We start from the raw sequence: 23,763 nt of genomic DNA on the forward strand, positions 1-23,763 counted from the left end.
TAGCCTTTGCCTTAGCGCAGGTCATAGCGCAGGCCGTAGCGCACGCTCCAGCACTTCGGCGGGCATGGGCCGGCCAAACAGGTAGCCCTGAAAGGCCTTGCAGCCGTAGCGCTGCAAGAACTCCAGCTGGCCCGTGGTCTCCACGCCCTCAGCCACCACCGCCAGGTCCAGGCTGTCGGCCAAGGCCAGGATGGTGCGCACGATGGCGGCGTCGTTGGGGTCGGTCTGCAGGTCACGCACAAAACCCTGGTCGATCTTGAGCTGGTCGAGCGGCAAGCGCTTGAGGTAGCTCAGGCTGGAATAGCCGGTGCCAAAGTCGTCCAGCGAGAAGCCTACGCCGTAGCGGCGCAGATGCTCCATGCGCGCAATCACATCTTCGACATCGGCCATCAAGAGGCTCTCGGTGAGTTCGAGCTTGAGGCGCTCCGGGTTGGCGCCCGTGGCATCGAGCACGCCCAGCACTTGCTCCACAAAGTCGGGCTGGCGGAACTGCCGCACGCTCACGTTCACCGACAGGAAGAACTGTCGCGTGAGCGAGCTGCGCTGCCAAGCCACCAGCTGTGCACAGGCCGTCTCCATCACCCATTGCCCCAACGGCAGGATGAGCCCGGTCTGCTCCGCCAGCGGTATGAATTCGGCGGGTGAGACCATGCCCCGTCGTGGGTGGCGCCAGCGCACCAGGGCCTCGGCGCCCTGCAGGCGGCCCTTGCCGTCCACCACCGGCTGGTAGTACAGCACCAGCTCCTTGTCTTGCAGGCCGCGGCGCAGGTCGGCCTCCAGGGCCGAGCGGTTGCTCACGGCCGCTTGCATGTCGGGGTCGAAGAAGCGCTGGGTGTTGCGCCCCGCCGCCTTGGCCTGGTACATGGCCAGGTCGGCATGTTTGAGCAGCTCATCCACGCTCACGGTCTGCTGGCCAAACAGCGCGATGCCTATGCTGGGTGTGCTGTGGTGGCTGGCATCGCCCAGCGCATAGGGCTTGCCCAGCGTGGTGATGATGTGGCTGGCCACCAGCGCAGCCTCGGCGCTTGCGTGGGCGGGGTCGGGGCTGAGGCCCTCCACCAGCACCACGAACTCGTCGCCACCAAAACGGGCCACGGTGTCGGACTCCCGAACGCAGCCCTTCAGGCGCTGCGCCACCTGCAGCAGCAATTGGTCGCCGGTGTCATGGCCCAGCGTGTCGTTGAGGTCCTTGAAGTTGTCGAGGTCAATGAACAGCAGCGCGCCCTGGGTGTCAGAGCGCGCAACCGCCAGCGTGGCGTGTTGCAGCCGGTCCACCAGCAAGCGGCGGTTGGGCAGACCGGTCAGCGAGTCATAGAACGCCAGGCGTTCGATCTGGCTCTCGACCTGCTTGCGTTCGGTGATGTCGCGGCCCACGCCCCGGTAGCCACGCAGCGCGCCATTGGCATCAAACACCGGCACGCCGCTGACCGAGATCCAGTGCATGCTGCCGTCCGCGCGCCGGCGTTGCAGCTCCAGGTCGCGGAACGGCTGGTGCGCGGCCAGCACCGCGCGGTGCGCAGCCCAGTCGGCATCGGTCATGTTCAGGGCGCCGATCTCCCAGCGCGTGCGCCCCATCACGTCCGACAGCGGAATGCCGTTCACGCTCAGGTCGCCCGCCAGTTGCACAAAGCGGCCCTCGGCATCGTGCTCCCAGTACCAGTCGGACGACAGGTCGCTCAGGGACCGGAAGCGCGCCTCGCTCTCGCGCAGCTCGTTCTCCACACGCACGTAGTCGCTCACATCGGCAAACGTACGCACCAGGCTGCCATCGGCCAGCGTGGTGGTGCGGACCTCGAACGTACGGCCATCGCGTGTGGTACGCCAGTACAGCGCCGGGGCAGCAGCGACAGCCCCCTGTGCCACGTAGTCGTGTCCGCGGCGGTCCACCAGGCTATAGCCCTCGCCAAAGTCACCGCGCTCGGCCTGCACGCGCGTCAGGTCAGCAAGAGTGGGGCGGGTGGCCATCAGCGACTCGGGCAAGTTCAGCAGCTCCAGCACGCGCTCGTTGTAGACGGTGATGCGGCCATCGGGCCCGGTCTTGAAGATGCCCTGGCTCATGCTGGCCAGCGTGGCCTGCAGGGCTGAGCGCTGCTCCTGCAGCATGGTCAGAGCCTCTTGCCAGATGCGGGCATCCACCATGCGCACGGGCTGGCCCTGCCCCTTGGCGCCTTGCACCAGCGCCACCAGGCGGTTGAGCAGCTCGCTCAGGTGCGCTACGCCATCGGCCTCGCGCAGCACATAGTCGCCCAGCCCGCAGCGAAAGGCGCGCGCAGCCAGGGCCTCTTGCGCTGCATCGATGCACATCAGCACCGGGCGGCCAGCGCACAGCTCCAGCAGGCCGGGCAGTTCCTGGTCGGTGGGCTTGAGGCACAGCACCACGGCATCCCAGGCCTGGCTGGCGAGGGGAGCCTTGGCGGTTTCTGGCGTGGGGCTGTTGACCACCCGCCAGTCGGGGTAACGCGTTGCCATGAGCCGCCGCGCAGCCGCCGCATGCTGGGTGTCAATGTCCACCCACAGGATGCCCACACCGTTCATGGCTGCGGCTCCTGCGATGCGGGCAGAGCGGTCGGCAGCGAGGGGGCTGAATGGCCCGGCAGATGCTCACGCTCGAACAGTTCGACGGGCCCAGGCCTTCCAAACAGATACCCCTGGAACCCCTCGCACCCGTGCAGCCTCAGGAACGACAGCTGCCCCGTCGTCTCCACCCCCTCCGCCACCACCTCCAAATCCAGGCTCTTGGCCAGCGCCAGGATCGTCCGCACGATCGCCGCGTCGTTCGGGTCCGTCAGCACGTCCCGCACGAAGCTCTGGTCGATCTTCACTTGGTCCAGCGGCAGGCGCTTGAGGTAGGACAGGGACGAGTAGCCGGTGCCGAAGTCATCCAGCGCAAACCCCACGCCTTCGCTTTTGAGCTGCACCATGCGCGCGATGGTGTCTTCGATGTCTCCCAGCAGCAGGCTTTCGGTGAGTTCGAGTTTGAGTTGCCGGGGGTCTGCGTTGTGGTTCTTCAGGGTTTGCAGCACTTCGGCCACGAAGCCGGGTTGCCGGAATTGGCGGGCGCTGACGTTGACGGAGATGGACAGGTGGGCGGTGTCCGGGTGCTGGCTCCAGCGCTGCAGTTGTTCGCAGGCGGTCTGGAGCACGTATTGGCCCAGGGGGAGGATGAGGCCGGTCTGTTCTGCCAGGGGGATGAAGTCGCCGGGGCTGATCATGCCGCGCTGGGGGTGGCGCCAGCGCACCAGGGCTTCTGCGCCCAGCAGGCGGGCGTGGTGGTCCACGACGGGCTGGTAGTGCACGAGCAATTCGCCCCGGGCCAGGCCCTGGCGCAGGTCGGCTTCGAGGTTGGAGCGGGCGTTGACGGCCGCCTGCATGTCGGGGTCGAAGAAGCGCTGGGTGTTGCGTCCTGCGGCTTTGGCCTGGTACATGGCCAGGTCGGCGCGCTTGAGGAGTTCGTCCACGGTGAGGCGTTCGTCGCCAAAGAGGGTGATGCCGATGCTGGGGGTGCTGTAGTGCTGGGCGCCGTCCAGGTCAAAGGGCTGGTTCAGGCTGGCCAGGAGTTTTTCGGCGACGGTTTCTGCCTGGGTGGCGGCGTTTTGCAGGTCAGGGGCCAGGGCTTCGAGCATGACGACGAATTCGTCGCCGCCGAAGCGGGCCACGGTGTCGGCTTCGCGCACGCTGCCCACCAGGCGGGCGGCGACCTGGGCCAGGAGCTGGTCGCCCATGTCGTGGCCCAGGGTGTCGTTGAGGTCTTTGAAGTTATCGAGGTCGATGAACAGCAGGGCCCCGAGGTTCCTGGTGCGCTGGCAGGCGGCGATGGAGCGTTGCAGGCGGTCCAGCAGCAGGCGGCGGTTGGGCAGACCCGTGAGCGCGTCGTAGAACGCCAGGCGTTCGATCTCTTGTTCGGCGCGTTTGCGGTCTGTGATGTCGCGGCACACGCCCAGGATGCCCGTCACGCGGCCATGCAGATCGCGGATGGGCGTCTTGATGGTCTCGAACTGGCCCTGGTAGCCGTCTTCGGCGAAGGTGAGCGTTTCCTCATACACCAGCGGCTGCCAGGCCTGCATGGCGCGCTGGTCGTACTTGCGAAAACGCTCGGCCTCGGCCGCGTTGGTCAGGTCGTAGTCGTTTCGGCCCACCACATCGCGTTCGGGCCGGCCCGCAAAACGCTCGAATACCGGGTTGACTGACAGGTACACCCCGTTGGTGTCCTTCATGAACACCATGTCCGGCATGGCATTGACCACGCTGGCCAGATGCGCCTTCTGCTGGGCCAATTCTTGTTCGATGCGCTTGAGCGCCGTCAAGTCGTAGGCAAACAGCACCACGGCTGCCACCCCTTGCGCCGTCACGCTCTCGGGGGCAATGGTGGTGTGGCGAAACTGTGTGCCGTCAGGGCCGTCAATGCGGTTTTCGAACACCGCGGTCTCGCCCGCAAAGGCTTTTTCTAGATGCGGGTGGATGCGCGCGAACACTTCGGGCGGGATCACATCCTGCAGCCGCTGCCCTTCCAGCGCCTGGGGCGTGGTGTAGAGCCAGCGGGCCTGCTGTTCATTGACGTACAGCACGCGCAAGTCCCGATCAATCCGCGACACACCACCCGGCACATGGCGCAGCGTGTTGGCCATGAGCGCCTGCTGGGCGTGCGCGGCCTCTTCGGCCTGGTGGTGGGCGGTGATGTCGGTCTGCACGCCATCCCACAGCACCCGGCCATCCTGCAGCCGGCGCGGCGACGAACTCAGGTGCATCCAGCGCACCTGACCGTCGGTGCGGCGCACCCGAAACACCGCCTCCAGACTGGTCATGGACAGGTAGGACTGGCGCTCTGCCTGCCGCAGGCGATCTATGTCTTCCGGGAGGATCTGCCTGTAAAGCACGCGTGGGTCCTGCAACACGTCTTCGACGCGTACCCCGTTCAGCCGTTCGATGGCGTCGCCCATGTGCACAAAATGCACCCGGCCATCCAGCTCGCGCACGATCTGGAACAACACGCTGTGCGGCAGGTTGCGCCCCAGCAATGACAGACGCCCCTCGCTCTCGCGCAACCGGCTCTCGGCCTCCTGGATGCGCGCGAACGGGCGGCGGATGCCTGCATCAAACACCGCTTGGTACAGCAGCGCATACGCCACCACCCGAAAGCCATGGGACAGCACTCCACCCAGCATCGAATGCCCCCCCAGCGCGCCCACCGTGACCTCACCGCACACGAACGCTCCGGCCGCCCAGGCAAACAAGCGTTCACGCGGTGCCTCTTCACTGCGGCTGCGGCGATGCAGCACCACCGCGCTGGCGGCCAGGGCCAGGGCGAGCCCCACGGCCACCACCTGGCGCAAGGCACCGTCTGCAGCATGGGCAAACCACTGGGGCAGCGGCCCCAGCGACGACCCTGCCAGCACCAGCGTGACACCCCCCACCGCTGCCAGCCAGGCGCGGGCCGGCCCGGGGGCCGACAAGCGCGTGGCGGTGAGCCCCAAGGTCAGGGCCTCGGCCACACGCGCCCAACTGCTCAGCCACAACGACATATCGGCACTGCCCGGCGGCATGTGCACAGGGCCGGAGTGCACCAGCACCCCGTGCAGAAAATTGCAGGCCGCCGCTACGCCAAAACCCACCACCAGTACATTGGCGCGCTCCTGCTCCTGCGCCTCCAGGGCGTGCAGGGACACCGACACCACCAGCAGTCCCAGCAGCACCGCCACCAGCTCCAGCAACGGTTCCAGCCCGTGCTGGGCGCCCGCCCCATCCCCCAGCATCTGCGCCAGCGGCACCACGACCAGCGCCAACACTGCCACCACCAGCACCACGGTGATGGCGGGCGCATCCGACCAGGGCATGCGCGCTGTCGGAGAGCTGTTGGGAGGTGGCATGGACGAAGGGGTGAATGGCAGTGCCAGCGAAATGGCCGCACAACGTCACAAGTGTATCTACGCGTAAGGAAATGACCAGAGCGCTCGCACCATGAAAAACGGGGCCAAAGCCCCGTCCAAGACAACCCTGGACGGCGCTGCGCCCAGGCGTTGCGCGCACGCATCAGCGCGGGGCGCGATGCGGCAAGGAAGAAGGACGCAGCGGGCCTTCAACCCTCCAGCAGCTGGCGCAGCACAAACGGCAAGATGCCGCCGGCCTGGTAGTAGTCCACCTCGATGGGGGTGTCGATGCGCAGGGTCACCGTCACTTCCTGGCGCGTGCCGTCGGCACGGTGGATGACCAGCCTCGCATCGCTCTGTGGCGTGAGTGCGGCATCAGGCACCACATCAATCACCTCATTGCCCGTCAGGCCCAGCGTTTCCCAAGAATCGCCCGCCTTGAACTGCAGCGGCAACACGCCCATGCCAACGAGGTTGGAGCGGTGAATGCGCTCAAAGCTGCGCGCCACCACCGCCTTGATGCCGAGCAGTTGCGTGCCCTTGGCGGCCCAGTCGCGGCTGGAGCCGGTGCCGTACTCTTCGCCCGCAAAAATCACGGTGGGCGTGCCCTGCGCCATGTACTGCATGGCGGCATCGAAGATGAACATCTTCTCGCCCTGCAGCGGACCATCGTTCTGGAACAACGTGACGCCGCCCTCTTCGCGCGAGCCATCGGCGGTGTGCGGAATCATCAGGTTCTTGATGCGCACGTTGGCAAAGGTGCCGCGCATCATCACGTCATGGTTGCCCCGGCGGGCGCCGTAGCTGTTGAAGTCTGCCTTTTGCACGCCGTGCTGCAACAGCCACTGGCCTGCGGGTGAGCTTTCCTTGATGGAGCCTGCGGGCGAGATGTGGTCGGTGGTGATGGAGTCGCCGAACAGCGCCATGATGCGCGCGCTGTGCACCGCCGACGCGGCCGCAGCGCCTTTGTCGAGCGCAAACTGGGCAAAAAACGGCGGCTGGGCAATGTATGTGCTGGCGGGCCAGGTGTAGGCCGTGCCGCTCACGCCCTTGATCTTCTCCCACAGCTTGCCGGGGTCGGAGGCCACCTTGGAATAGTTCTCGCGGAAGGCCTTGCCGTTCATCGCGAACTTCAGCAGTGCGTGGACTTCGTCGCTGGTGGGCCAGATGTCGCCCAGGTAGATGTCCTTGCCGCCCTTGCCCTTGCCCACGGGTTCGGTCATCAGGTCTTTGAGCACCGTGCCCGCGATGGCGTACGCCACCACCAGCGGCGGACTGGCCAGAAAGTTCGCCTTGAGGTTGGGATGGATGCGCGCCTCGAAATTGCGGTTGCCCGACAGCACGGCTGCGCAGACCAGATCGTTGCTGGTGATGACCTCGTTCAATTCCGGGGTGAGGTCGCCCGCGTTGCCGATGCAGGTGGTGCAGCCATAGCCCGCCAGCGCAAAGCCCAGCTTTTCCAGGTACGGCAGCAGCCCGGTCTGCGTGAGGTATTCGGTGACGATGCGCGAGCCGGGGGCCAGCGAGGTCTTGATGTGCGGCTGCACCTTGAGGCCTGCCTCCACCGCTTTCTTGGCCAAGAGGCCTGCAGCCAGCAGCACGCTGGGGTTGCTGGTGTTGGTGCAGCTGGTGATGGCGGCAATCAGCACGTCGCCATTGCCCACTGTGGGGTCAGCCCCCTTGGCGGGCAGCGTGGCTGCGCGGGCCTCGCCGTGCGCAGTGGCCAGTGCAGGTTTGTTGGCCTCCATCTCGACCACCGAGCGCGGTGCGCCGGCCGGCGTGGGCTTGCCGTCTGGCGTAGCCTCTTCGGCGACAGCTTCGCCATGGCGGTGGATGTGATGGCGCGTGTGCAGCAGCTCTGCCGGGCGGTTGAAGCCGTTTTGCGCGTTGGGCTTGCTGAACAGCTCAGCGAACTGGCTGCTGACCTTGCCCAGCTCGATGCGGTCTTGCGGACGCTTGGGGCCCGCCAGGCTGGGGGTGACGCTGCCAAGGTCGAGCTTGACGACCTGCGAGTAGTCGACCTCGCCGGCCAGCGGCACACCAAACAGCCCCTGGGCCTTGAAGTAGGCCTCGAAGGCTTCGATCTCGCCCTTGGTACGGCCCGTGCCCTTGAAGTAGTCGATGGTCTTTTCGTCCACCGGGAAGAAGCCCATGGTGGCGCCGTACTCCGGCGCCATGTTGCCGATGGTGGCGCGGTCGGGCAGCGCCAGGGTGCGCGTGCCTTCGCCAAAAAACTCCACGAACTTGCCCACCACCTTGTGCTGGCGCAGCAGCTCGGTCACGGTGAGCACCAGGTCGGTGGCGGTCACGCCCTCGCGCAGCTGGCCGGTCATCTCAAAGCCCACCACATCGGGCGTGAGGAAGTACACCGGCTGGCCCAGCATGGCGGCCTCGGCCTCGATGCCGCCCACGCCCCAGCCCACCACGCCGATGCCGTTGATCATGGTGGTGTGGCTGTCGGTGCCCACCAGGGTGTCGGGGTAGTACACGCCATCCTTGCGCTTGTGCACGCCGCGCGCCAGGTATTCGAGGTTGACCTGGTGCACGATGCCAAAGCCCGGGGGCACCACACCAAAGGTGTCAAAGGCCTGCATGCCCCACTTCATGAACTCGTAGCGCTCTTTGTTGCGCTGGAATTCGAGCTTCATGTTCAGGTCGAGCGAATTCTTCTTGCCGTAGTGGTCGACCATGATCGAGTGGTCCACCACCAGGTCCACCGGCACCAGGGGCTCGATCTTCTTGGGGTTCTTGCCCAGCTTGGCGGCCACGCTGCGCATGGCGGCCAGATCGGCCAGCAAAGGCACACCGGTGAAGTCCTGCAGCACCACGCGCGAGACGACAAAAGGGATCTCGTCGGTGCGCGCGGCATTGGGCGCCCAGTGCGCAAGCTGTTGCACATGCTCGGCCGTCACCTTGCGGCCGTCGCAATTGCGCAGCACCGATTCGAGCACGACGCGGATCGACACCGGCAGACGCTGGATCTGCGGAAACTGCTTGGCAAGCGCGGGCAGAGAGTAGAACTTGCCCTCCTTGCCCGACGCTGTTTTGAAGCCCTTGAGCGTGTTGGCAAAGACGTGGCGTGCGGGTCGGGACGACGGTTTGGCTAGCGGCTTGGACGATGAGGCCATGGCGAACTCCTTGATAAGGCAACAGCGTCTATTCTGGCAGTCCCCCATGACGGCGCAATCGTTGGGGGTATGCCGCTGTGCCCCGCCGCCCTGGCGCAGAGGCTCATACGACGCTCTTTTCACCATTTTTGCGGAGAAACCCGCCCAAGCGCTACATCCTTATGCCTCAATAGCTATCAAATATATAGCGCAAAAAACTAAGCAGCAGCCCATGCAGGCAGGCGGCGCACACCCATCCACTGCAGCTCAGCAATGAGCGCCACCGAGACCACGTGCACCACCAGGTACGCCTGGCCCAGCGACGTGGGTGCCACGGCGTTACCGAGCAGCAGCACCAGGCTGGCCAACGCCCATCCAAAGTTGGCAGCGATCAGCGCCCACAGCCCTCCGCGCGGCATGGTGCGCGCGCGGGCAATGCGGGTGGCCAGTGCTGCGTAGCCCAGCAGCAAGACGCCGGACACCACCAGCAGTCCGTGCGGCAGCCCCAGCCATTCGGCCAGCGACGCCGTCAGCAGCAGATGCAAGGCGCCCAACAGCAGCCCGGTGGACGCATCGAACCAGACCACAGCACGCAAAAGGGAGGGGGAAGACAACAGGTTCAACATGGCAAGCTCCTTGGGGGTTGAAGAAGGCTGCATCGTTGCTGCTGCGGCGCATGGCGTCGATGACATGGCAGGTAATGGCCTGCGGCCTGGTTGGGCCTAGGATGCGAGGCATGACGTCCGCACCCTCCACCCCTTCTCGCCGCACCCCGCGCCATCCGCTGCCGCACCGCAGCGCAGCGGCGGGGCCTGCCAGTTTTGGCGACCACCTGCGCACCTGGCGCCAGCAGCGGCACCTGAGTCAGCTGGAGCTGGCCGACGAGGCAGACATCTCCACGCGGCACGTGAGCTTCATGGAAACCGGCCGCACCAATCCCAGCCGTGACATGGTGCTGCGCCTGTGCGAGCGCCTGGCCATCCCACTGCGCGAACGCAACGCACTGCTGGTGGCAGCCGGCTACGCCCCCATGTACCGAGAACGCGCGCTGGACGACCCGGCACTGACCGCAGCGCGCCAAGCCGTCGAGCTGGTGCTCAAGGGCCATGAGCCCTGCCCCGCCATCGCACTCGACCGCTGCTGGAACGTGGTGGCTGCCAACCGCGCAGCGCAGGCCTTGCTGGCCGCGCACATGAGCCCTGAACTGCTCGCGCCCCCCATCAACGTGTTCCGCCTGAGCCTGCACCCCAACGGCCTGGCGTCACGCATCGCCAATCTGGCGCAATGGCGCCACCACCTCTTTGAGCGCCTGCGCCAGCAGATTCATGCCACGGGGGACCCGGCATTGCTGGCCCTGCAGGCCGAACTGCTGGAATACCCCGCGCCCGATGAATCCACACCACTCGTCATGGCGGGAGAAATGCTGGGTGTGGTGATGCCGTTTTGTTTCAATAGCATGCATGGCATGCTGTCGCTCATCAGCACCACGACGATATTCGGCACTCCAGTGGATGTGACGCTGCAGGAGCTGGCGGTGGAATCGTTTTTCCCGGCCGACGCATTTACCGCCCAGGTACTGCGGGAGATGGCGCAGCAATATGCTGCGGATTGACTGCCCGGGGTGCGTTGAACAACAACACGCGGACCGAATTTTTGGGTTCCGTGGGCAATGGCTGGTCGGGATAGCGGTTTTTGCGGTATCCACCCAGTGAATGCAGGGCGCAGATTTTGTGTCGCCAGCGAGGTATGAAGGCTCCAGATGCTGGGCCAGGCTCGGTAGTTCTACGCCCCATGCCAGGCCACCCCAAAAAAAATAGCCCGCAGTTGCGGGCTATTTTTTTGAGTGCAGCGAATGCCGGTTCTCAGATGGCGAACTTTTCGCGGTTTTCGTTCTGAATCCACTTGGGCGCCTTGCCACGGCCGGTCCATGTCTGGCCAGTCGCCGGGTCGCGGTATTTGGGGGCCACTTTGGTACCTGCGGTAGAGCTGCGGCCGGTTTTCCCTGCGGTCTTGCCTGCGGGGAACACATCCTGGGCGGTCAGACCATATTCGGCCACCAAGGCGCGCACTTGGGAAACAGCGTCCGACAATTCTCGGCGACGGGCTTCGCTGATTTGTTGCTCAAGCGCTTCACGCTGCTTCAAAAGTTCTTTGTAGCTGGTCATGGTGTCTGAATAAGAAAATGGGGTTGGTGACAAGGCGATTATATGGATAACCGCTGCGAGCACACGCCGGGATAAAGATTGTGCATTAAGAAACCACAAAAATACTACCTGGCATATTGAGCATCTGGACAGCCGGTGGTCCAAGAAGCCACAAAGGCTTCAAAGTACGCTGTCGGGCTGTGCCAATACGCGGTCAATGCGTTTGCCCTCCAGGGCCAGCACCTCGAATATCCAGCCCACGCACACAATCTGTTCGCCTACGGCAGGTAAATGCCCCGTTTCTGCCATCAAAAACCCCGCCAGGGTGTTATACCGCCCACGGTCTTCCTGCGGCAGATCTCGAATATCCAGGCGCGCCTTGAGTTCGGACACAGGCATCAGCCCATCCAGCAGCCATGCGCCATCATCACGCGGGGTGGCCCAGGCATCGGCGGCAGCGCCGGGCTGCAATTCACCGGTAATGGCTTCGAGCAGATCGTGCGGGGTCATGATGCCCTGCACCACGCCATATTCGTCCACCACAAACACCATGCGCCCCGAGCGCGCTCGAAACTGCTCCAGCAGCTCCATGCCGCTCAAGGTCTCGGGCAAAAAGGCGGCGGGCTTCACATACTGTTCCAGCGTGCCGGGCGCATCAGGCCCCAGCTCCAGCAACCGGGCCACGCTCACAATACCCACCACCTCGTCCAGAGAGTTGCGGCACACGGGGTACCACGAATGCGCGGCATGCTCACCGCCACGGCCCGCCTGCTGCAAGCCCTGCAACACCGACCACCCTGCATCGAGCCAGCCCACATCACTGCGCGGCACCATCAGCGAGGTCAATGGCCGATCATCCAGGCGAAAGACGTTTTGCACCATCTGGTGCTCATGGTGCTCGATCACACCGGCCTCGCGCCCTTCTTCCAGGCTGGCAACGATTTCTTCTTCCGTGACCGAACGCCCTGCTGTGTTGTCCACCTGCATCAGGCGCAGCACCCCTTGGGTTGAGAGCGACAACAGGCGCACAAAAGGCTTGGCCACCCGGGCCACCCAAGCCATGGGTCGCGCCACCACGCGGGACACCGCCTCGGGATAGAGCTGTCCCATGCGTTTGGGCACCAGTTCGCCAAACACGATGGTGACGAAGGTGATGACGGTTACCACCAGCGCGGTGGCGGTGATGCTGGCGGCCCGCACAGGCATCCCGAGCTGCTGCAGCCACAGCCCCAGGTCATCGCTGAAAGCAGCCTCTCCGAGGATCCCGTTGAGCATGCCAATGGAGGTGATGCCCACTTGCACCGAGGACAAAAACTGCGTGGGGTTCTCAAGCAGCGCCAGAGCGGCCTGTGCGCCCTTGTCACCCGCCTCGGCCATGGCGGTCAGCCGCGACCTGCGACTTGACGCCAGCGCCAGCTCGGACATCGCGAACACGCCGTTGAGCAGGGTCAGCAGCGCGATCAGCAGAAAATCCATGCTTCACTCAATCAGGTTTGCAACCGACGACCATCATGGCACTTTACTGTATCGGCGACATTCAGGGCTGCGACGACGCCCTGGGGCGCCTGCTGGACACCATCGGCTTTTCTGCCAGCCGTGACACGGTGTACCTGCTGGGGGACCTCGTCAACCGCGGCCCCGACTCCGCCGCCGTGCTACGCCGCTGCATGCAGCAGGGCGACGCCATCCGCTGCCTGCTGGGCAACCACGACCTGCACTTGCTCGCTGCCGCACACGGCGCGCGCAAACCCTCGCGCCGCGACACCCTGGCCTCGGTGCTCGACGCCCCGGACCGCAGCGCTTTGCTCGAGTGGCTGCGCCACCAGCCATTGGCGCGGGCCCACGAGCATGCCGGCCAGACCCTGCTGATGGTGCATGCGGGCGTGGTCCCCGCCTGGACCCCTACGGACACCCTGGAACGCGCGCAGGAGGTCCATGCCGTGCTGGGTAGTCCGGACCTGCCCGCCTTCTTGCACAGCATGTATGGCAACACGCCGGACCACTGGAGCGATACCCTCACAGGCACCGACCGGCTGCGTGTGATCGTGAACGCGCTGACGCGCATGCGCTTTTGCTCATCCGACGGTGTGATGGATTTTGAAAGCACCGAAAGCGCCAGCGCTGCCCCAGAGGGCCTGATGCCCTGGTTTGATGTGCCAGGCCGACGCACCACTGGCACGCTGATGGCCTTTGGCCACTGGTCCACCCTGGGGTGGCTCAACCGCAGCGACCTGCTGGGCCTGGACACTGGCTGTGTATGGGGGGGGTGCCTGAGCGCCGTGCGTTTCGGCGCGACACTGGCTGACCGCGAGCTGCTGCAGGTGCATTGCGAACAGGCGCAGCAGCCGGGCTAAAGAGCTGGGAAACTGGAGATTAACCCGGGCAGTCAACGCGCCCGGGACGGACACCACGGCAACCAGCGCAACGAGCGCAACGAGCGCCAGCTGTTACTGCGTGGAGGTCTCAGGTTGAACCGCTTTGAACAAGGCTGCCACCTTGCGCTTGGGCTTGATGTTGGCCGAAATGCTGCTGCGCGCAGGCGATTTGGCGGCAGCCTCCCAGGCGGGGGCGGTATCCGCACTGCTGGGTTCGTAAGGCTTTTCGAAGAAGGGATCGCGCGAGGCCACGGCAGGGCGGAAACCCCGGTGGTGTTCACGCGGCTCGCGGGGTTCGCGGCGCTCGTTGCGCTCACGCACGGCAGCCGGAATGACATCGCGCGGATCACCGGTCTCGCCCGCTTCGCGCCATGCCCGGCGGCCGTCATTGATGCGACCGCGGGGGCGGTCTTCTTCGTATTCGATGGCTTCGAGATCGATCTTTTTCTTGATCAGCTTCTCAATGTCGGCCACCAGGCGGGCATCGCTGCCCGACACCAGCGTGACGGCCAGGCCGGACGCGCCCGCACGGCCTGTGCGGCCAATGCGGTGCACATAGTCTTCCGCATTGAAAGGCACGTCGAAGTTGAACACCGCTGGCACGTCCTTGATGTCCAGGCCGCGCGCAGCCACATCGGTACACACCAGCAGATCAACCTCGCCGCTCTTGAAGGCTTCCAGCGCCTTCAGTCGCTCGTCCTGGCTCTTGTCGCCGTGCAAGGCTGCGGTCTTGAGGCCCTCACGCTCCAGGCTACGCGCCAAACGGGCGCATCCGAGCTTGCTGTTCACGAAGATGAAAGCCTGCTTGATGCCGCGCGTTTTGAGCACCTGGTGGATGGCTCGGCGCTTGTCGTCATCATTGGCGCTGTAAAAGCGCTGCTCCACCGTGGAGGCCGTTTCGTTCGGGCGGGCCACCTCAATGGTGATGGGGTTTTGCAGATAGCTGCTGGCCAGGCGCTTGATCTCGGGCGAGAAGGTGGCGCTGAACAGAAGCGTGGTGCGCTGCTTGGGCAGGTAGCTCAGGATGCGCTGCAGGTCGGGCAGAAAACCGATGTCCAGCATGCGGTCGGCCTCGTCGAGCACCACGTACTCCACCTGGTTGAGCACCGCATTCTTGGCCTCGATATGGTCGAGCAGGCGGCCCGGCGTAGCCACCAGCACTTCCACGCCTTTTTTCAGCTCGATGGTCTGGGGCTTCATGTCCATGCCGCCAAACACCACGGTGCTGCGCAGTTTGGTGTACTTGGCGTACAGCGCAATCTGCTGGGCCACCTGGTCGGCCAGCTCACGGGTGGGCAACAGCACCAGAGCGCGCACAGGGTGGCGAGCGGGGGATGTGGAACTGCTCTCGTGCTTGAGCAGGCGCTGCAGCAAAGGCAGCGAGAACGCGGCGGTTTTGCCGGTGCCGGTCTGGGCCGCGCCCATCACGTCCTGGCCGGTGAGCACCACCGGGATGGCCTGCGCCTGGATGGGCGTCATGGACTCGTAGCCCATTTCGGCTACGGCGCGCGCCAGCGGCTCAGCCAGCGATAGATTGGAAAAGGAACTTGTCATTTAGCCCTCTATTGTCGCACCGGTGGCCCAAAAAGCGATTTTTCGGGCCCGGAGCAGCAAAAATGCAGTAGGCGCAGCCAGCGCATTGGCGAGTATTCGCTATCTATTTGAGAGCTATCAGCGCATATGAATTCTTCGCTATCGTCTGTTTTTATTCAAACTCTGGGCCGGCGAGGCCAATGGCCGCAACACCTTGCGCCGCGTGCGGTCGTTGCATCGCGGGGCGAGCAATGTCCCGCAGCTGCCACGACAACCCCCCTTCGGAAAGCGCTCGGCACCGGCCAAAGGCAGGGGGCGCTCGTGCGGACTCTCACCCTTTCCGGACGCAGTGCAGTGCGCCTGCTGCTGTCCAGTTACTCGGCAGACCGCCTGAGCGTGTCCACCACCGGGCGCAGCAGCACCTCGCGCAGACCCCACCAGCCTGCGGCCAGCGCCAGCACCGCGCCCGCGAGCGCACCGGCCAGCGGCACCCAGGGGGCGGCGGTCCAGGTGAAGTCAAACACATAACGCGCCAATGCCCAGCCCACGCCCACTGCCACCGCGCTGGCCAGAAAGCCCGCCAGCAGACCCACACCCACCAGCTCGGCCCGTTGCACCTGACGCAGCAGGCTGGCACGGGCCCCCACGGCACGCATGATGGCGTACTCGCGTGCGCGCTCCTCGCGCGTGGCCGTGACGGCGGCAAACAGCACCACCAGCCCAGCTGCGAGCGTGAAGGCAAACAAGAACTCCACCGCCCGGATCACCTGCTCCAGCACCCGCTGCACCTGGGCAATGGTGGCGCCCATGTCCACGTTGGTGATGTTGGGAAACTGGCGCACCAGCGCGTTGTCGAAACCGTGGGTTTCTGGAGCGCGGTAGGCGGCCAGGTAGGTGACCGGGACATCCTTGACCTCGGCCACCGGGTACATCACAAAGAAGTTGGCGCGCATGGAGCCCCAGTCCACCTTGCGCAGGCTGGTGATGCGGGCCTCGTCCTGCACGCCGCCCATATCGAACTGCAAACGGTCACCCAGCTGCAGGCCCAGCGTCTGGGCAATACCTTCTTCCACGCTGATGGCGCCCTCCTCGCCGGGCGTCCAGCGCCCGGCCACCACCTGGTTGTGGGGCGGTGCCTCCACAGCGTTGGACAGGTTGAATTCTCGGTCCACCAGGCGCTTGGCGCGGTCGTCGGTATAGTTGTCGGGGCCCACTGGCTTGCCGTTCACGGCCACCAGCCGGCCCCGGATCATGGGGTACCAGTCGTAGCGACCCACTCCGCTGTCCTTGAGCGTCTGCTGAAAGGCCTCCGACTGGTCAGGCATCACGTTGATGACAAAACGGTTGGGGGCATCGGGCGGGGTCGCCTTGCGCCAGCTGCTGATGAGGTCGGTGCGCAGCAGCACCAGCAGCACCAGGGCCAGCAGACCCACCGCCAGACTGCTGACCTGCACCACGGCATAGGCCGGGCGCGCAGAAATCTGCCGCGTGGCCAGTACAAGCCAGCGCGGTGCCGTGCTTTCGTTCACGCTCTTGCGCAGAAGCTTGACCGCGACCCATGACAGGCCTGCAAACAGCGCCACGGCGCCGGCAAAACCGCCCACCGCAATCAGACCCAGCTTGATGTCGCTGCTGACAGCCAGCAACAGCGCGGCGAAGCCCGCAATGCCGATACCCAGCACTGCCAGCGAGGCGGGCTTGAGCCCCCCCACATCACGCCGTATCACCCGCAATGGCGGCACCTGCGCCAGCTGCAGCACCGGCGGCAAGCCAAACGCAAACAGCAGCGTGAGCCCCATGCCCAGGCCAAACACCACCGGCCACAGGCTGGGCGAAGGCAAGGCCGATTCCACCAATCCCGCCAGCAGCAGCACAAACGCGTAATGCACCACATAGCCCAGCGCCACACCCAAGGAGCTGGCAAACAGGCCGATCAGCGCGAACTCCGTGGTATAGGCCCCAGCAATGGTGCGCTGGCTTTGCCCCAGCACACGCAGCATGGCCGAAGCGTCGAGGTGCTCCGCCGCAAACCCGCGCGCCGCCAGCGCCACGGCCACGGCAGACAACAGTGCAGCCAGCAGCGCTACCAGGCTCAGGAATTTCTGCGCGCGGTCCAGCGTCTGGCGCATCTCGGGGCGGCCGCTTTCCAGCGACTCCACGCGCACGCCATGCACTTCGGGCTTCTTGGCCTCGACCACCGCCCAATCGTTGAACGCCTTGATGGCCGACGCCGGGCCGACCACGGCAAAGCGGTAGGTCAGGCGGCTGGCAGGCTGCACGAGCCCCGTGGCGGGCAGGTCGCGTTCGTTCACCATCACACGTGGTGCAAAGCTCATGAAGCCCGCCCCCCGGTCAGGCTCGATGACGATGATGCGCGCGATGCGCAGTCGCGCATCGCCCAGCAACAGCTTGTCGCCCATGGCGAGGTTGAGCGATTCGAGCAGTGGCGCGTCCACCCACACCTCGCCGGGCGCCGGGATGTCACGCGTCGGCTGCTCTAGCGCACCAGGGGCATCTGCCACCGTGAGGCTGCCGCGCAGCGGGTAACCCTGCTGCACGCTCTTGAGTGCCACCAGCTTGCTGGCGCCGCCCTGCGCATCGCTCGCGCGGCCCATGGTCGGAAAGCCCAGCGTGGTCACCGATTGCAACCCCAGCGCCTTGGCGCGCTCCACGAATGCAGCGGGCGTTGGGTTGTCGCTGGCCACGACTGCATCTCCCCCCAGCAGTTGCAGGGCATCGCGCTGCAGTCCGCCTTGCAGGCGATCGGCAAAAAAACCCACAGATGTGAGCGCGGCCACAGCCAGGGTGACCGCCACAATCAACAGGCGCAACTCGCCCGCGCGCAGGTCCCGGGCCAGGGTGCGCCAGCCAAGGCGCAGGAAAGACAGGTTCATGGGCAGACCTTAGCGCAAAGCGAACGGGCTGGCGGGCCGTGGGGTGTTAGAACGTGTTCAACCCATCAGGGCCGCGGGGGTGGCGCTGTGGCGGGGTCGGTCGCCGCAGCTGTCGCCGGCACCGGGCTCGGAGCGTCAGCTGCCGGCGCCGGGGCTGCGCTGGAGGCATTTGGTGCCTCCGTCTGCAGCCGCTGTTCCAGCGCCTGCAACACCGGGGCGATCTGTTTGCCCACGCGGATCTGCGGGTTCGAAAAGCCATCGGCCTTGCCGGCCTCGACCTCACGCTGCTGAATCAGCGGCACAGCCTTGGCAAAGGCCTCGGTGAAGGAATGGGTCTGGCGCAGTTGTTCATGAAACACCGCGCGGCCAAAGAAGGTCAGCTCAGACAGCCTGCCGCAGCCATACGAGGTGTGGGTGGCGTCGGCCGCCGTCATGATCAGGGTGCTGTCGGTGGCCAGCGGTTCGATCCAGCCTCCCGAAAAACAGGCAGACACTGCGATCACGCGGTTGCGGATATCCGATTCGTCCAGCGCTGCGCGCAGCATCTCCGGCGTCACCGGGGGCACCTGCAGCGGCCAGTGTGCGGCGGCCAGTTCATGGTTGCGTGCGCCATGCGAGGTCATGTAAATCACCAGCACATCATGCTCGCGATCCATGCGCGCGGCCAGCGCGGCAATGGCGCGTTGCAGATTCTCGGGCGTCGCCCAGGGGTGGGTCTCGGCAGTTTCAGCATGGTTGAGCAGGTGCAGAACCCGGCCCTGGGCGTCAAACCGCTCCTGCAGCAGGGTGTTGACCATCGTGCTTTCGCGGCGGAACACGTTTTCATCCGCATAGGGCGCGAACACCAACCCATAGACATCCACAACGCCGGGACGCTGAGGCAACAAAGCATCCACCTGCTGTTGCCACAGCAGCTGCTGGTTCTCAAAAAGGCCTTGCGATAGCGCCAGTTGCGCAGGCTCTGGAGGCTGTGCTCCGTCGGCGGACGCGGCCGACGCATCGGCCACCGCCAGGGCGTCTTTCTCCCAGGGCTGGTCCTGAAACTGCCACATGCCCACCCCGACCACCACAGCCATCGCTACGCCAAAGACCGCAGTGCGCACCCGCGATCGGATGAAGCGGGCACTCACCACCACCAACGTGGCCAGCACCCATACCGTGAGCACGCCGTATGCCACCCAGAAAAGGATGCTCGCCACCGGCCCATTCCACAGTGCAGGTTGGTGAACCGCCAATCCCATCAGGACATAGAGCACCAGCAAGGGGGCCAAGGGCGCCCACGCCGACAGCACATACCAAGCGGCCAGCCCGCCCGAGGGGCCGGGCACACCCAGCTCGGGCGCAGGGGTAGGAGCACGCTGTGCTGGCGCCATGGCCCACCAAGCCAGCCACAGCAGCACCAGGCTGCTCCACATGGGGGTGAGCCAGCCACGCATGCTGAACTGGGCCGGGCCCACGACCTGTAACCGTGCAGCGCCCAACAGCAACGCGCCGCTGATCAACGACAACACCAGCAACTGCCAGGGCGTGGGTGCCGCAGCCCCTGTACGCGGTGCCAGAAACAGTGCAGCGCGCAGTCCTTCGCGCATCCAGCCCCACAGTGAAAGGCGCTCCGTGGCGGAAACGGCCCTGATGGCAGACGATGTGGACAGGTCTTGCGGCGACCGGCTCAAAGGAACTTCAATTTCTGTGTGGGCCAGTTCTGGTCCCCACTGGCTGGGCAACGTGTCGGCCCAGGTGCTGCTGCTGGCGTTCAGGTCTTTCATGCGCGCATCATGCCATCGTGGGGTGACGCCTTCTGAGGCCATGGAATCCTTCGAAGGTAGGACGCAAGAGGCTGCGGGAACGGGCCAAAAGACGATGGAGAGCGATGGTCGAGCTCCCCATTGCGCCAGCGCCCATCGGCCTTCGCAGGAGGAAATCGAGGCACGGGCGCCGTCTTTTTAAAACCAAAAATGATATTAAATAAAAATTAAATAACAAATCGCATATACTTCACTTCGTTGCAGTCACGGCTCTTGACGCCAGCAGTCACCGCAACGCCTGCCTCCCAGCGGTCTAACGCGCCGCGGCAGGCCGCCTTTTGCGACCTTGTCGCCCAGTGGGTCTGAAGAGCTGCAGCCCACCGAGTCCCTCGATGCTCACGCAGGTCGATGACGGCCTGCGGTCCCGAATGCACCAGATTTCAAATAACGCCATTTCCATGGGCCAGTACGTCGTTTCGCCCGCGACACACCCGACCGACTGCGGCCGCTTCCGCGCCTCCTTCTCGGTCCATCGTTCAAGTGGCAACGGCAGCTACTGCCGAGTGTTCCGTTTTGACAAAGCCTTTGCCTCGCGCGAAGCTGCCAGGCTGTTTGCCGTCACCCAGGGCTGGCTCCAAGCGTGCATGTCCCATCCCCCTGTGTGCTGAAGCTCTGCTGACCGCAGGCTCCATGTCCTCATCCCAGTTGCCGTGGGCTCCCGCCCACAGTGCTGTACCCCAACGGTGCGCCCTTCGTTGCGTGCCATCCTTCAGAAAGGCTCTTCCATGAGCACCAAGATCTACGTGGGCAACCTGCCCTATTCCGTGACCGATTCCAGCCTGCAAAGCAACTTTGCCGAGTTCGGCAATGTGTCCTCCGCCAAGGTCATGATGGACCGCGAAACCGGTCGCTCCAAGGGCTTCGGCTTTGTCGAAATGGCGTCGGCCGAAGTGGCCCAAGCCGCCATCAGCGCGCTGCACGGCATGTCCGTCGATGGGCGCTCGATTGTGGTGAATCTGGCCCGCCCCCGTGAAGAAGGTGGCGGCGCAGGGGGCTACAGCGCCAATGGCTACAGTGCGAGCAAACGCTCGGACGTTGGCTATGGCACGGGCGGCTACGGCGGCGGCCGCTATTGAGCCCTGTGGCTCATGAAAAAAGCCGGCTTGCTGTAGCCGGCTTTTTTTTCGTCTCGCTCCATGCCCTTGCATGGGCCGCAGGCCAAGGCGGGCCGATGGTGCTCGACGCCGCTGCGGTGGCCGACTCAAAGACTATTGAGCGGCAACGGCCCCAGCACCACCCCGTCTGCGCGGGCGCTAACCATTGAGCGCTGCCGCCTCACACTTCACCTGCAGCCCGGGCGGGGGGTACCACCGGTGCCTGGGCCAGTTCTGGCTGCAGCAATAGGCGGTGCGTAGCGCTGTAGCACACAAACCGGCGGTTGGTGGCGCGCCCGATGGCGCACAGGCCCAGCTGCTGAGCCACGGCGTGGCCCATTTGGGTCATGCCGCTGCGAGACACCACAATGGGCACCCCCATCTGCGCCGACTTGATGACCATCTCGCTGGTGAGGCGGCCGGTGGTGTAGAACACCTTGTCTGCCCCTGACATGGGAGAGGTTGCGGGGTCTCCTGCACAGTCGCTGGATGAGCACATCTCAGGATTCATCCACATCCAGCCGGCGATGGTGTCGATCGCATTGTGGCGGCCGACGTCTTCTACAAAAATCAGCAAGTCCTCCCCCTTGAACAGGGCACAGCCGTGCACCGAACCGGACGACTTGTAGGTGGTCTCCTTGAGGCGAATCGCGTTGACGATGCCGTACAGCTGGCCCTGGGTCAGGCGGGCGTCGGGCAACTGGATGCGGTCCACCTCGTCCATGAGCCCGCCAAACACGCTGCCCTGTCCGCAGCCCGTGGTGACAACCTTGCTGGCCGTGCGCTCTTCGATCCGTGCAATGCCATGGCGCGTGCGCACAGCGGCGGCGTGGACCTCCCAATCGACCGTGATCGATTCGATGTCGAGCACCGATTCGACCAGCCGCTGGTTGCGCAGATAACCCAGCACCAGCAGCTCTGGTTGTGCGCCCAGTGTCATCAGCGTGACGAGCTCGCGCTTGTCCACATAAATCGTGAGCGGACGCTCGGCGGGGATCTGTACCTGCTCCCGTGCGCCCAGTTCGTTGACGACCTCCACTGCATGGGTCAGCGGGGCGTGGGCCTGCGTCAGGCGCGGCAGAGAGGGCGAGGACAAAACGGAAGGAGTGGACAAAGAACTGGAACTCATGGGGCAAATATACGCAGTGTGGTGCTACAGCGGTTGGCGCACGGGAATGAACCGCTGCGTGGCCCGGTCCACTGCACCAAGGGGGCAGGCTGGTGCCGTATCGCCATGCGAGTGCTGGCTCGGCGATGCACCTGGCACATCGCTCCCAGAAAAAAAGCCGCGCCCCACCAGGGAACGCGGCTTCGAGCCCAGCGCTGCAGGGCGCGTGTCAGGACTTGGAGGCCGGTGCAGCTGCAGCGGCAGGTACCTGCGTGCTGGGAGGGCTGCTGGCTGTGCCAGGTGGCGAGTGTGCACCAGCAGCCTCTGCAGGCTTGGCCGCTGGCGGCGTGTAGGCGAAGGGACCAGGGTCCGTGCATGCAGCACCAGTGGCAGCCGCGGGCTTGGCCGAGGGCGTGGTCTTGCGGTAGTGCGCGGCCACCTTGTCTTGCGACAGGCACAACTTGTAGTTGTCCACCTTGCCGGCCCATGCAGCCTTGGCTGCCGCTTCGGCGGCCTTGGCGGCCGCCTCGGGGGACGGGGCCGGCAGCTTGGCCGACGCCAGCGTACAGACACCAGTGACGCACAGCGCCAACACGGTTTTGCGGGTGAAGGATTGCATTGTCGTCATGGAGAGCCTCATGCCTGAACGGGCTTACCTGCAGCGGCTTCCCCGGCTGGGGCGGTAGCGCTGCGCTGTTTGGGGATCTTGCCAGCCTGGATATCGTCGTACCAGAGCTCGTGATGCTCCTTGGCCCAGGTCTCATCGACATAGCCTGTGCGCATGGCCTTGTAGGCGCCCTGCATGCCCACGGTGCCCATGTAGATGTGGCCCATGAACATCACCATCATCACCACGGTCGCCACGCCGTGCACCATGTGCGCGATCTGCATGGTGCCGCGCTCGTAGATCAGGCCGGGGATCAGCTTGTCGAGTACCAACCCCGAGGCGACCACGATGAAGCCCAGACCGAGCACGCCGGCCCAAAACACCACCTTCTCACCCGCATTGAAGCGGTGCGAAGGCACTTCGTGGCCCGACATCAGACCACCGCCCTTCACGATCCACGTGATGTCTTCCTTGGTCGGCAGGTTGTCCTTGAGGAAAGTGAAGAACACGATGATCAACGAGACTGCGAACAAGGGACCCGCAAAGTTGTGCACGTTCTTGAGCGCATAGGTCAGCCAGCCAAACAGCGTGCTGCCCATCACCGGAAGCAGGAAGAACTTGCCGAACGCCATCACCAAACCGGACAAGGCCAGTGCCACGAAAGCGATGGCGTTGGCCCAGTGTGCCGACCGCTCAAAGGGCGTGAAGCGCTCGATCTTGCGGCCCGTCTCGGCGCCGTGCAGCATGATCATGCCCTTGCGCCAGTAAAACAGCGCAATCGCACCCGCCACGATCAACAACAACGAACCGCCGTAGGGGATGATCCAGTTGTTGCGCACCTGCCGCCAGGCTTCGCCCGCATTGGTGACCCTCGAGCCGGGGTACTGCACAAAGCGCTGGATCAGGTTGCCCGCCTCGGGCGCCTGGGTCACAGGCAAGCTGCTGTAGCCTGTCACGCCCTGCCCCACCTGGCGCCACATGGGCGCGTTGTTGCCGGGCTGCACCTTCATGCGCTCGCCATTGGTCTGTTCCGAGTATTTGGGATCAGCGCTGGCGTCGGGTTTGACTTGAAAGATATTCTGGCTTTGTACGCCCCCCACAGCAGCCGGTGCAGCCGTGGCTGCAGGAGCTGCCGCAGATGCGTCGGGCGCAGCAGGCGGCGTCTGGGCGCCAGCCAGCCCACAGGCCAGGCTGGCCGCCAAGGCCATGGACCACACGATGTATTTCATGGT

At 65.0% G+C, this 23,763-nt stretch carries 16 protein-coding genes; 4 read left to right on the forward strand and 12 right to left on the reverse strand.

Annotated features, from left to right (window positions below):
• Positions 1 to 21: 21 nt before the first annotated feature.
• From CLU87_RS15130 to CLU87_RS15145, 4 genes are all read right to left on the reverse strand, one after another.
• The gene (locus CLU87_RS15130) at positions 22 to 2,535 is read right to left on the reverse strand and encodes a bifunctional diguanylate cyclase/phosphodiesterase (protein WP_099730986.1); all 2,514 of its coding nucleotides are present in this window, start codon (positions 2,533 to 2,535) and stop codon (positions 22 to 24) included.
• Complete coding sequence (locus CLU87_RS15135; protein ID WP_233193799.1) at positions 2,532 to 5,864, reverse strand: EAL domain-containing protein; 3,333 nt, start codon at positions 5,862 to 5,864, stop codon at positions 2,532 to 2,534. Before CLU87_RS15135 ends, CLU87_RS15130 begins: the two co-directional genes overlap by 4 nt.
• 209 nt (positions 5,865 to 6,073) lie before the next feature.
• Positions 6,074 to 8,992: an aconitate hydratase gene (locus CLU87_RS15140; RefSeq protein ID WP_099730988.1), complete on the reverse strand. Its 2,919-nt coding sequence runs from the start codon at positions 8,990 to 8,992 to the stop codon at positions 6,074 to 6,076.
• A gap of 197 nt (positions 8,993 to 9,189) precedes the next feature.
• On the reverse strand, positions 9,190 to 9,597 hold the full coding sequence (locus CLU87_RS15145; RefSeq protein ID WP_099730989.1) for a hypothetical protein: 408 nt from the start codon (positions 9,595 to 9,597) through the stop codon (positions 9,190 to 9,192).
• Positions 9,598 to 9,707: 110 nt separating this feature from the next.
• Between CLU87_RS15145 and CLU87_RS15150 the strand changes: the two genes are divergently transcribed.
• On the forward strand, positions 9,708 to 10,583 hold the full coding sequence (locus CLU87_RS15150) for a helix-turn-helix domain-containing protein (protein ID WP_099730990.1): 876 nt from the start codon (positions 9,708 to 9,710) through the stop codon (positions 10,581 to 10,583).
• Positions 10,584 to 10,833: 250 nt separating this feature from the next.
• On the opposite strand, the gene CLU87_RS15155 is transcribed toward CLU87_RS15150, so the two are convergent.
• Both CLU87_RS15155 and CLU87_RS15160 read right to left on the reverse strand, forming a co-directional pair.
• Complete coding sequence (locus CLU87_RS15155; protein WP_099730991.1) at positions 10,834 to 11,136, reverse strand: H-NS histone family protein; 303 nt, start codon at positions 11,134 to 11,136, stop codon at positions 10,834 to 10,836.
• A 159-nt stretch (positions 11,137 to 11,295) separates the two neighbouring features.
• Positions 11,296 to 12,591: a hemolysin family protein gene (locus tag CLU87_RS15160; protein ID WP_099730992.1), complete on the reverse strand. Its 1,296-nt coding sequence runs from the start codon at positions 12,589 to 12,591 to the stop codon at positions 11,296 to 11,298.
• A gap of 35 nt (positions 12,592 to 12,626) precedes the next feature.
• On the opposite strand from CLU87_RS15160, the gene CLU87_RS15165 reads away from it, so the two are divergent.
• Positions 12,627 to 13,469: a symmetrical bis(5'-nucleosyl)-tetraphosphatase gene (locus tag CLU87_RS15165; protein WP_056058647.1), complete on the forward strand. Its 843-nt coding sequence runs from the start codon at positions 12,627 to 12,629 to the stop codon at positions 13,467 to 13,469.
• 93 nt (positions 13,470 to 13,562) lie between these two features.
• On the opposite strand, the gene CLU87_RS15170 is transcribed toward CLU87_RS15165, so the two are convergent.
• The 3 genes from CLU87_RS15170 to CLU87_RS15180 all read right to left on the reverse strand — a co-directional run bounded on the left by CLU87_RS15170 (position 13,563) and on the right by CLU87_RS15180 (position 19,683).
• On the reverse strand, positions 13,563 to 15,044 hold the full coding sequence (locus CLU87_RS15170; protein WP_056058643.1) for a DEAD/DEAH box helicase: 1,482 nt from the start codon (positions 15,042 to 15,044) through the stop codon (positions 13,563 to 13,565).
• Positions 15,045 to 15,397: 353 nt separating this feature from the next.
• Entirely contained in the window at positions 15,398 to 17,917 is a 2,520-nt protein-coding gene (locus CLU87_RS15175; RefSeq protein WP_099730993.1) for an ABC transporter permease, read from the reverse strand.
• A 65-nt stretch (positions 17,918 to 17,982) separates the two neighbouring features.
• On the reverse strand, positions 17,983 to 19,683 hold the full coding sequence (locus CLU87_RS15180; RefSeq protein WP_099730994.1) for a C13 family peptidase: 1,701 nt from the start codon (positions 19,681 to 19,683) through the stop codon (positions 17,983 to 17,985).
• 407 nt (positions 19,684 to 20,090) lie between these two features.
• On the opposite strand from CLU87_RS15180, the gene CLU87_RS15185 reads away from it, so the two are divergent.
• Both CLU87_RS15185 and CLU87_RS15190 read left to right on the forward strand, forming a co-directional pair.
• Positions 20,091 to 20,330 carry a hypothetical protein gene (locus tag CLU87_RS15185; RefSeq protein WP_192420591.1) on the forward strand — a complete coding sequence of 80 codons (240 nt, stop codon included), beginning with the start codon at positions 20,091 to 20,093 and terminating at the stop codon, positions 20,328 to 20,330.
• Between the two features lie 117 nt (positions 20,331 to 20,447).
• Positions 20,448 to 20,798: an RNA-binding protein gene (locus tag CLU87_RS15190; protein ID WP_056058635.1), complete on the forward strand. Its 351-nt coding sequence runs from the start codon at positions 20,448 to 20,450 to the stop codon at positions 20,796 to 20,798.
• 199 nt (positions 20,799 to 20,997) lie between these two features.
• Here CLU87_RS15190 and CLU87_RS15195 read toward each other — a convergent pair whose 3' ends face one another.
• The 3 genes from CLU87_RS15195 to CLU87_RS15205 all read right to left on the reverse strand — a co-directional run bounded on the left by CLU87_RS15195 (position 20,998) and on the right by CLU87_RS15205 (position 23,760).
• On the reverse strand, positions 20,998 to 21,945 hold the full coding sequence (locus tag CLU87_RS15195; protein ID WP_099730995.1) for a formate dehydrogenase accessory sulfurtransferase FdhD: 948 nt from the start codon (positions 21,943 to 21,945) through the stop codon (positions 20,998 to 21,000).
• A 208-nt stretch (positions 21,946 to 22,153) separates the two neighbouring features.
• A complete protein-coding gene (locus CLU87_RS15200; protein WP_099730996.1) occupies positions 22,154 to 22,543 on the reverse strand; it encodes a hypothetical protein in 390 nt (129 codons plus the stop codon).
• A gap of 17 nt (positions 22,544 to 22,560) precedes the next feature.
• Entirely contained in the window at positions 22,561 to 23,760 is a 1,200-nt protein-coding gene (locus CLU87_RS15205) for a formate dehydrogenase subunit gamma (RefSeq protein ID WP_099730997.1), read from the reverse strand.
• Positions 23,761 to 23,763 lie beyond the last annotated feature (3 nt).

Origin of the sequence: Acidovorax sp. 59, assembly GCF_002754175.1 — a bacterium.
Classification (GTDB): Bacteria; Pseudomonadota; Gammaproteobacteria; order Burkholderiales; family Burkholderiaceae_C; genus Acidovorax; species Acidovorax delafieldii.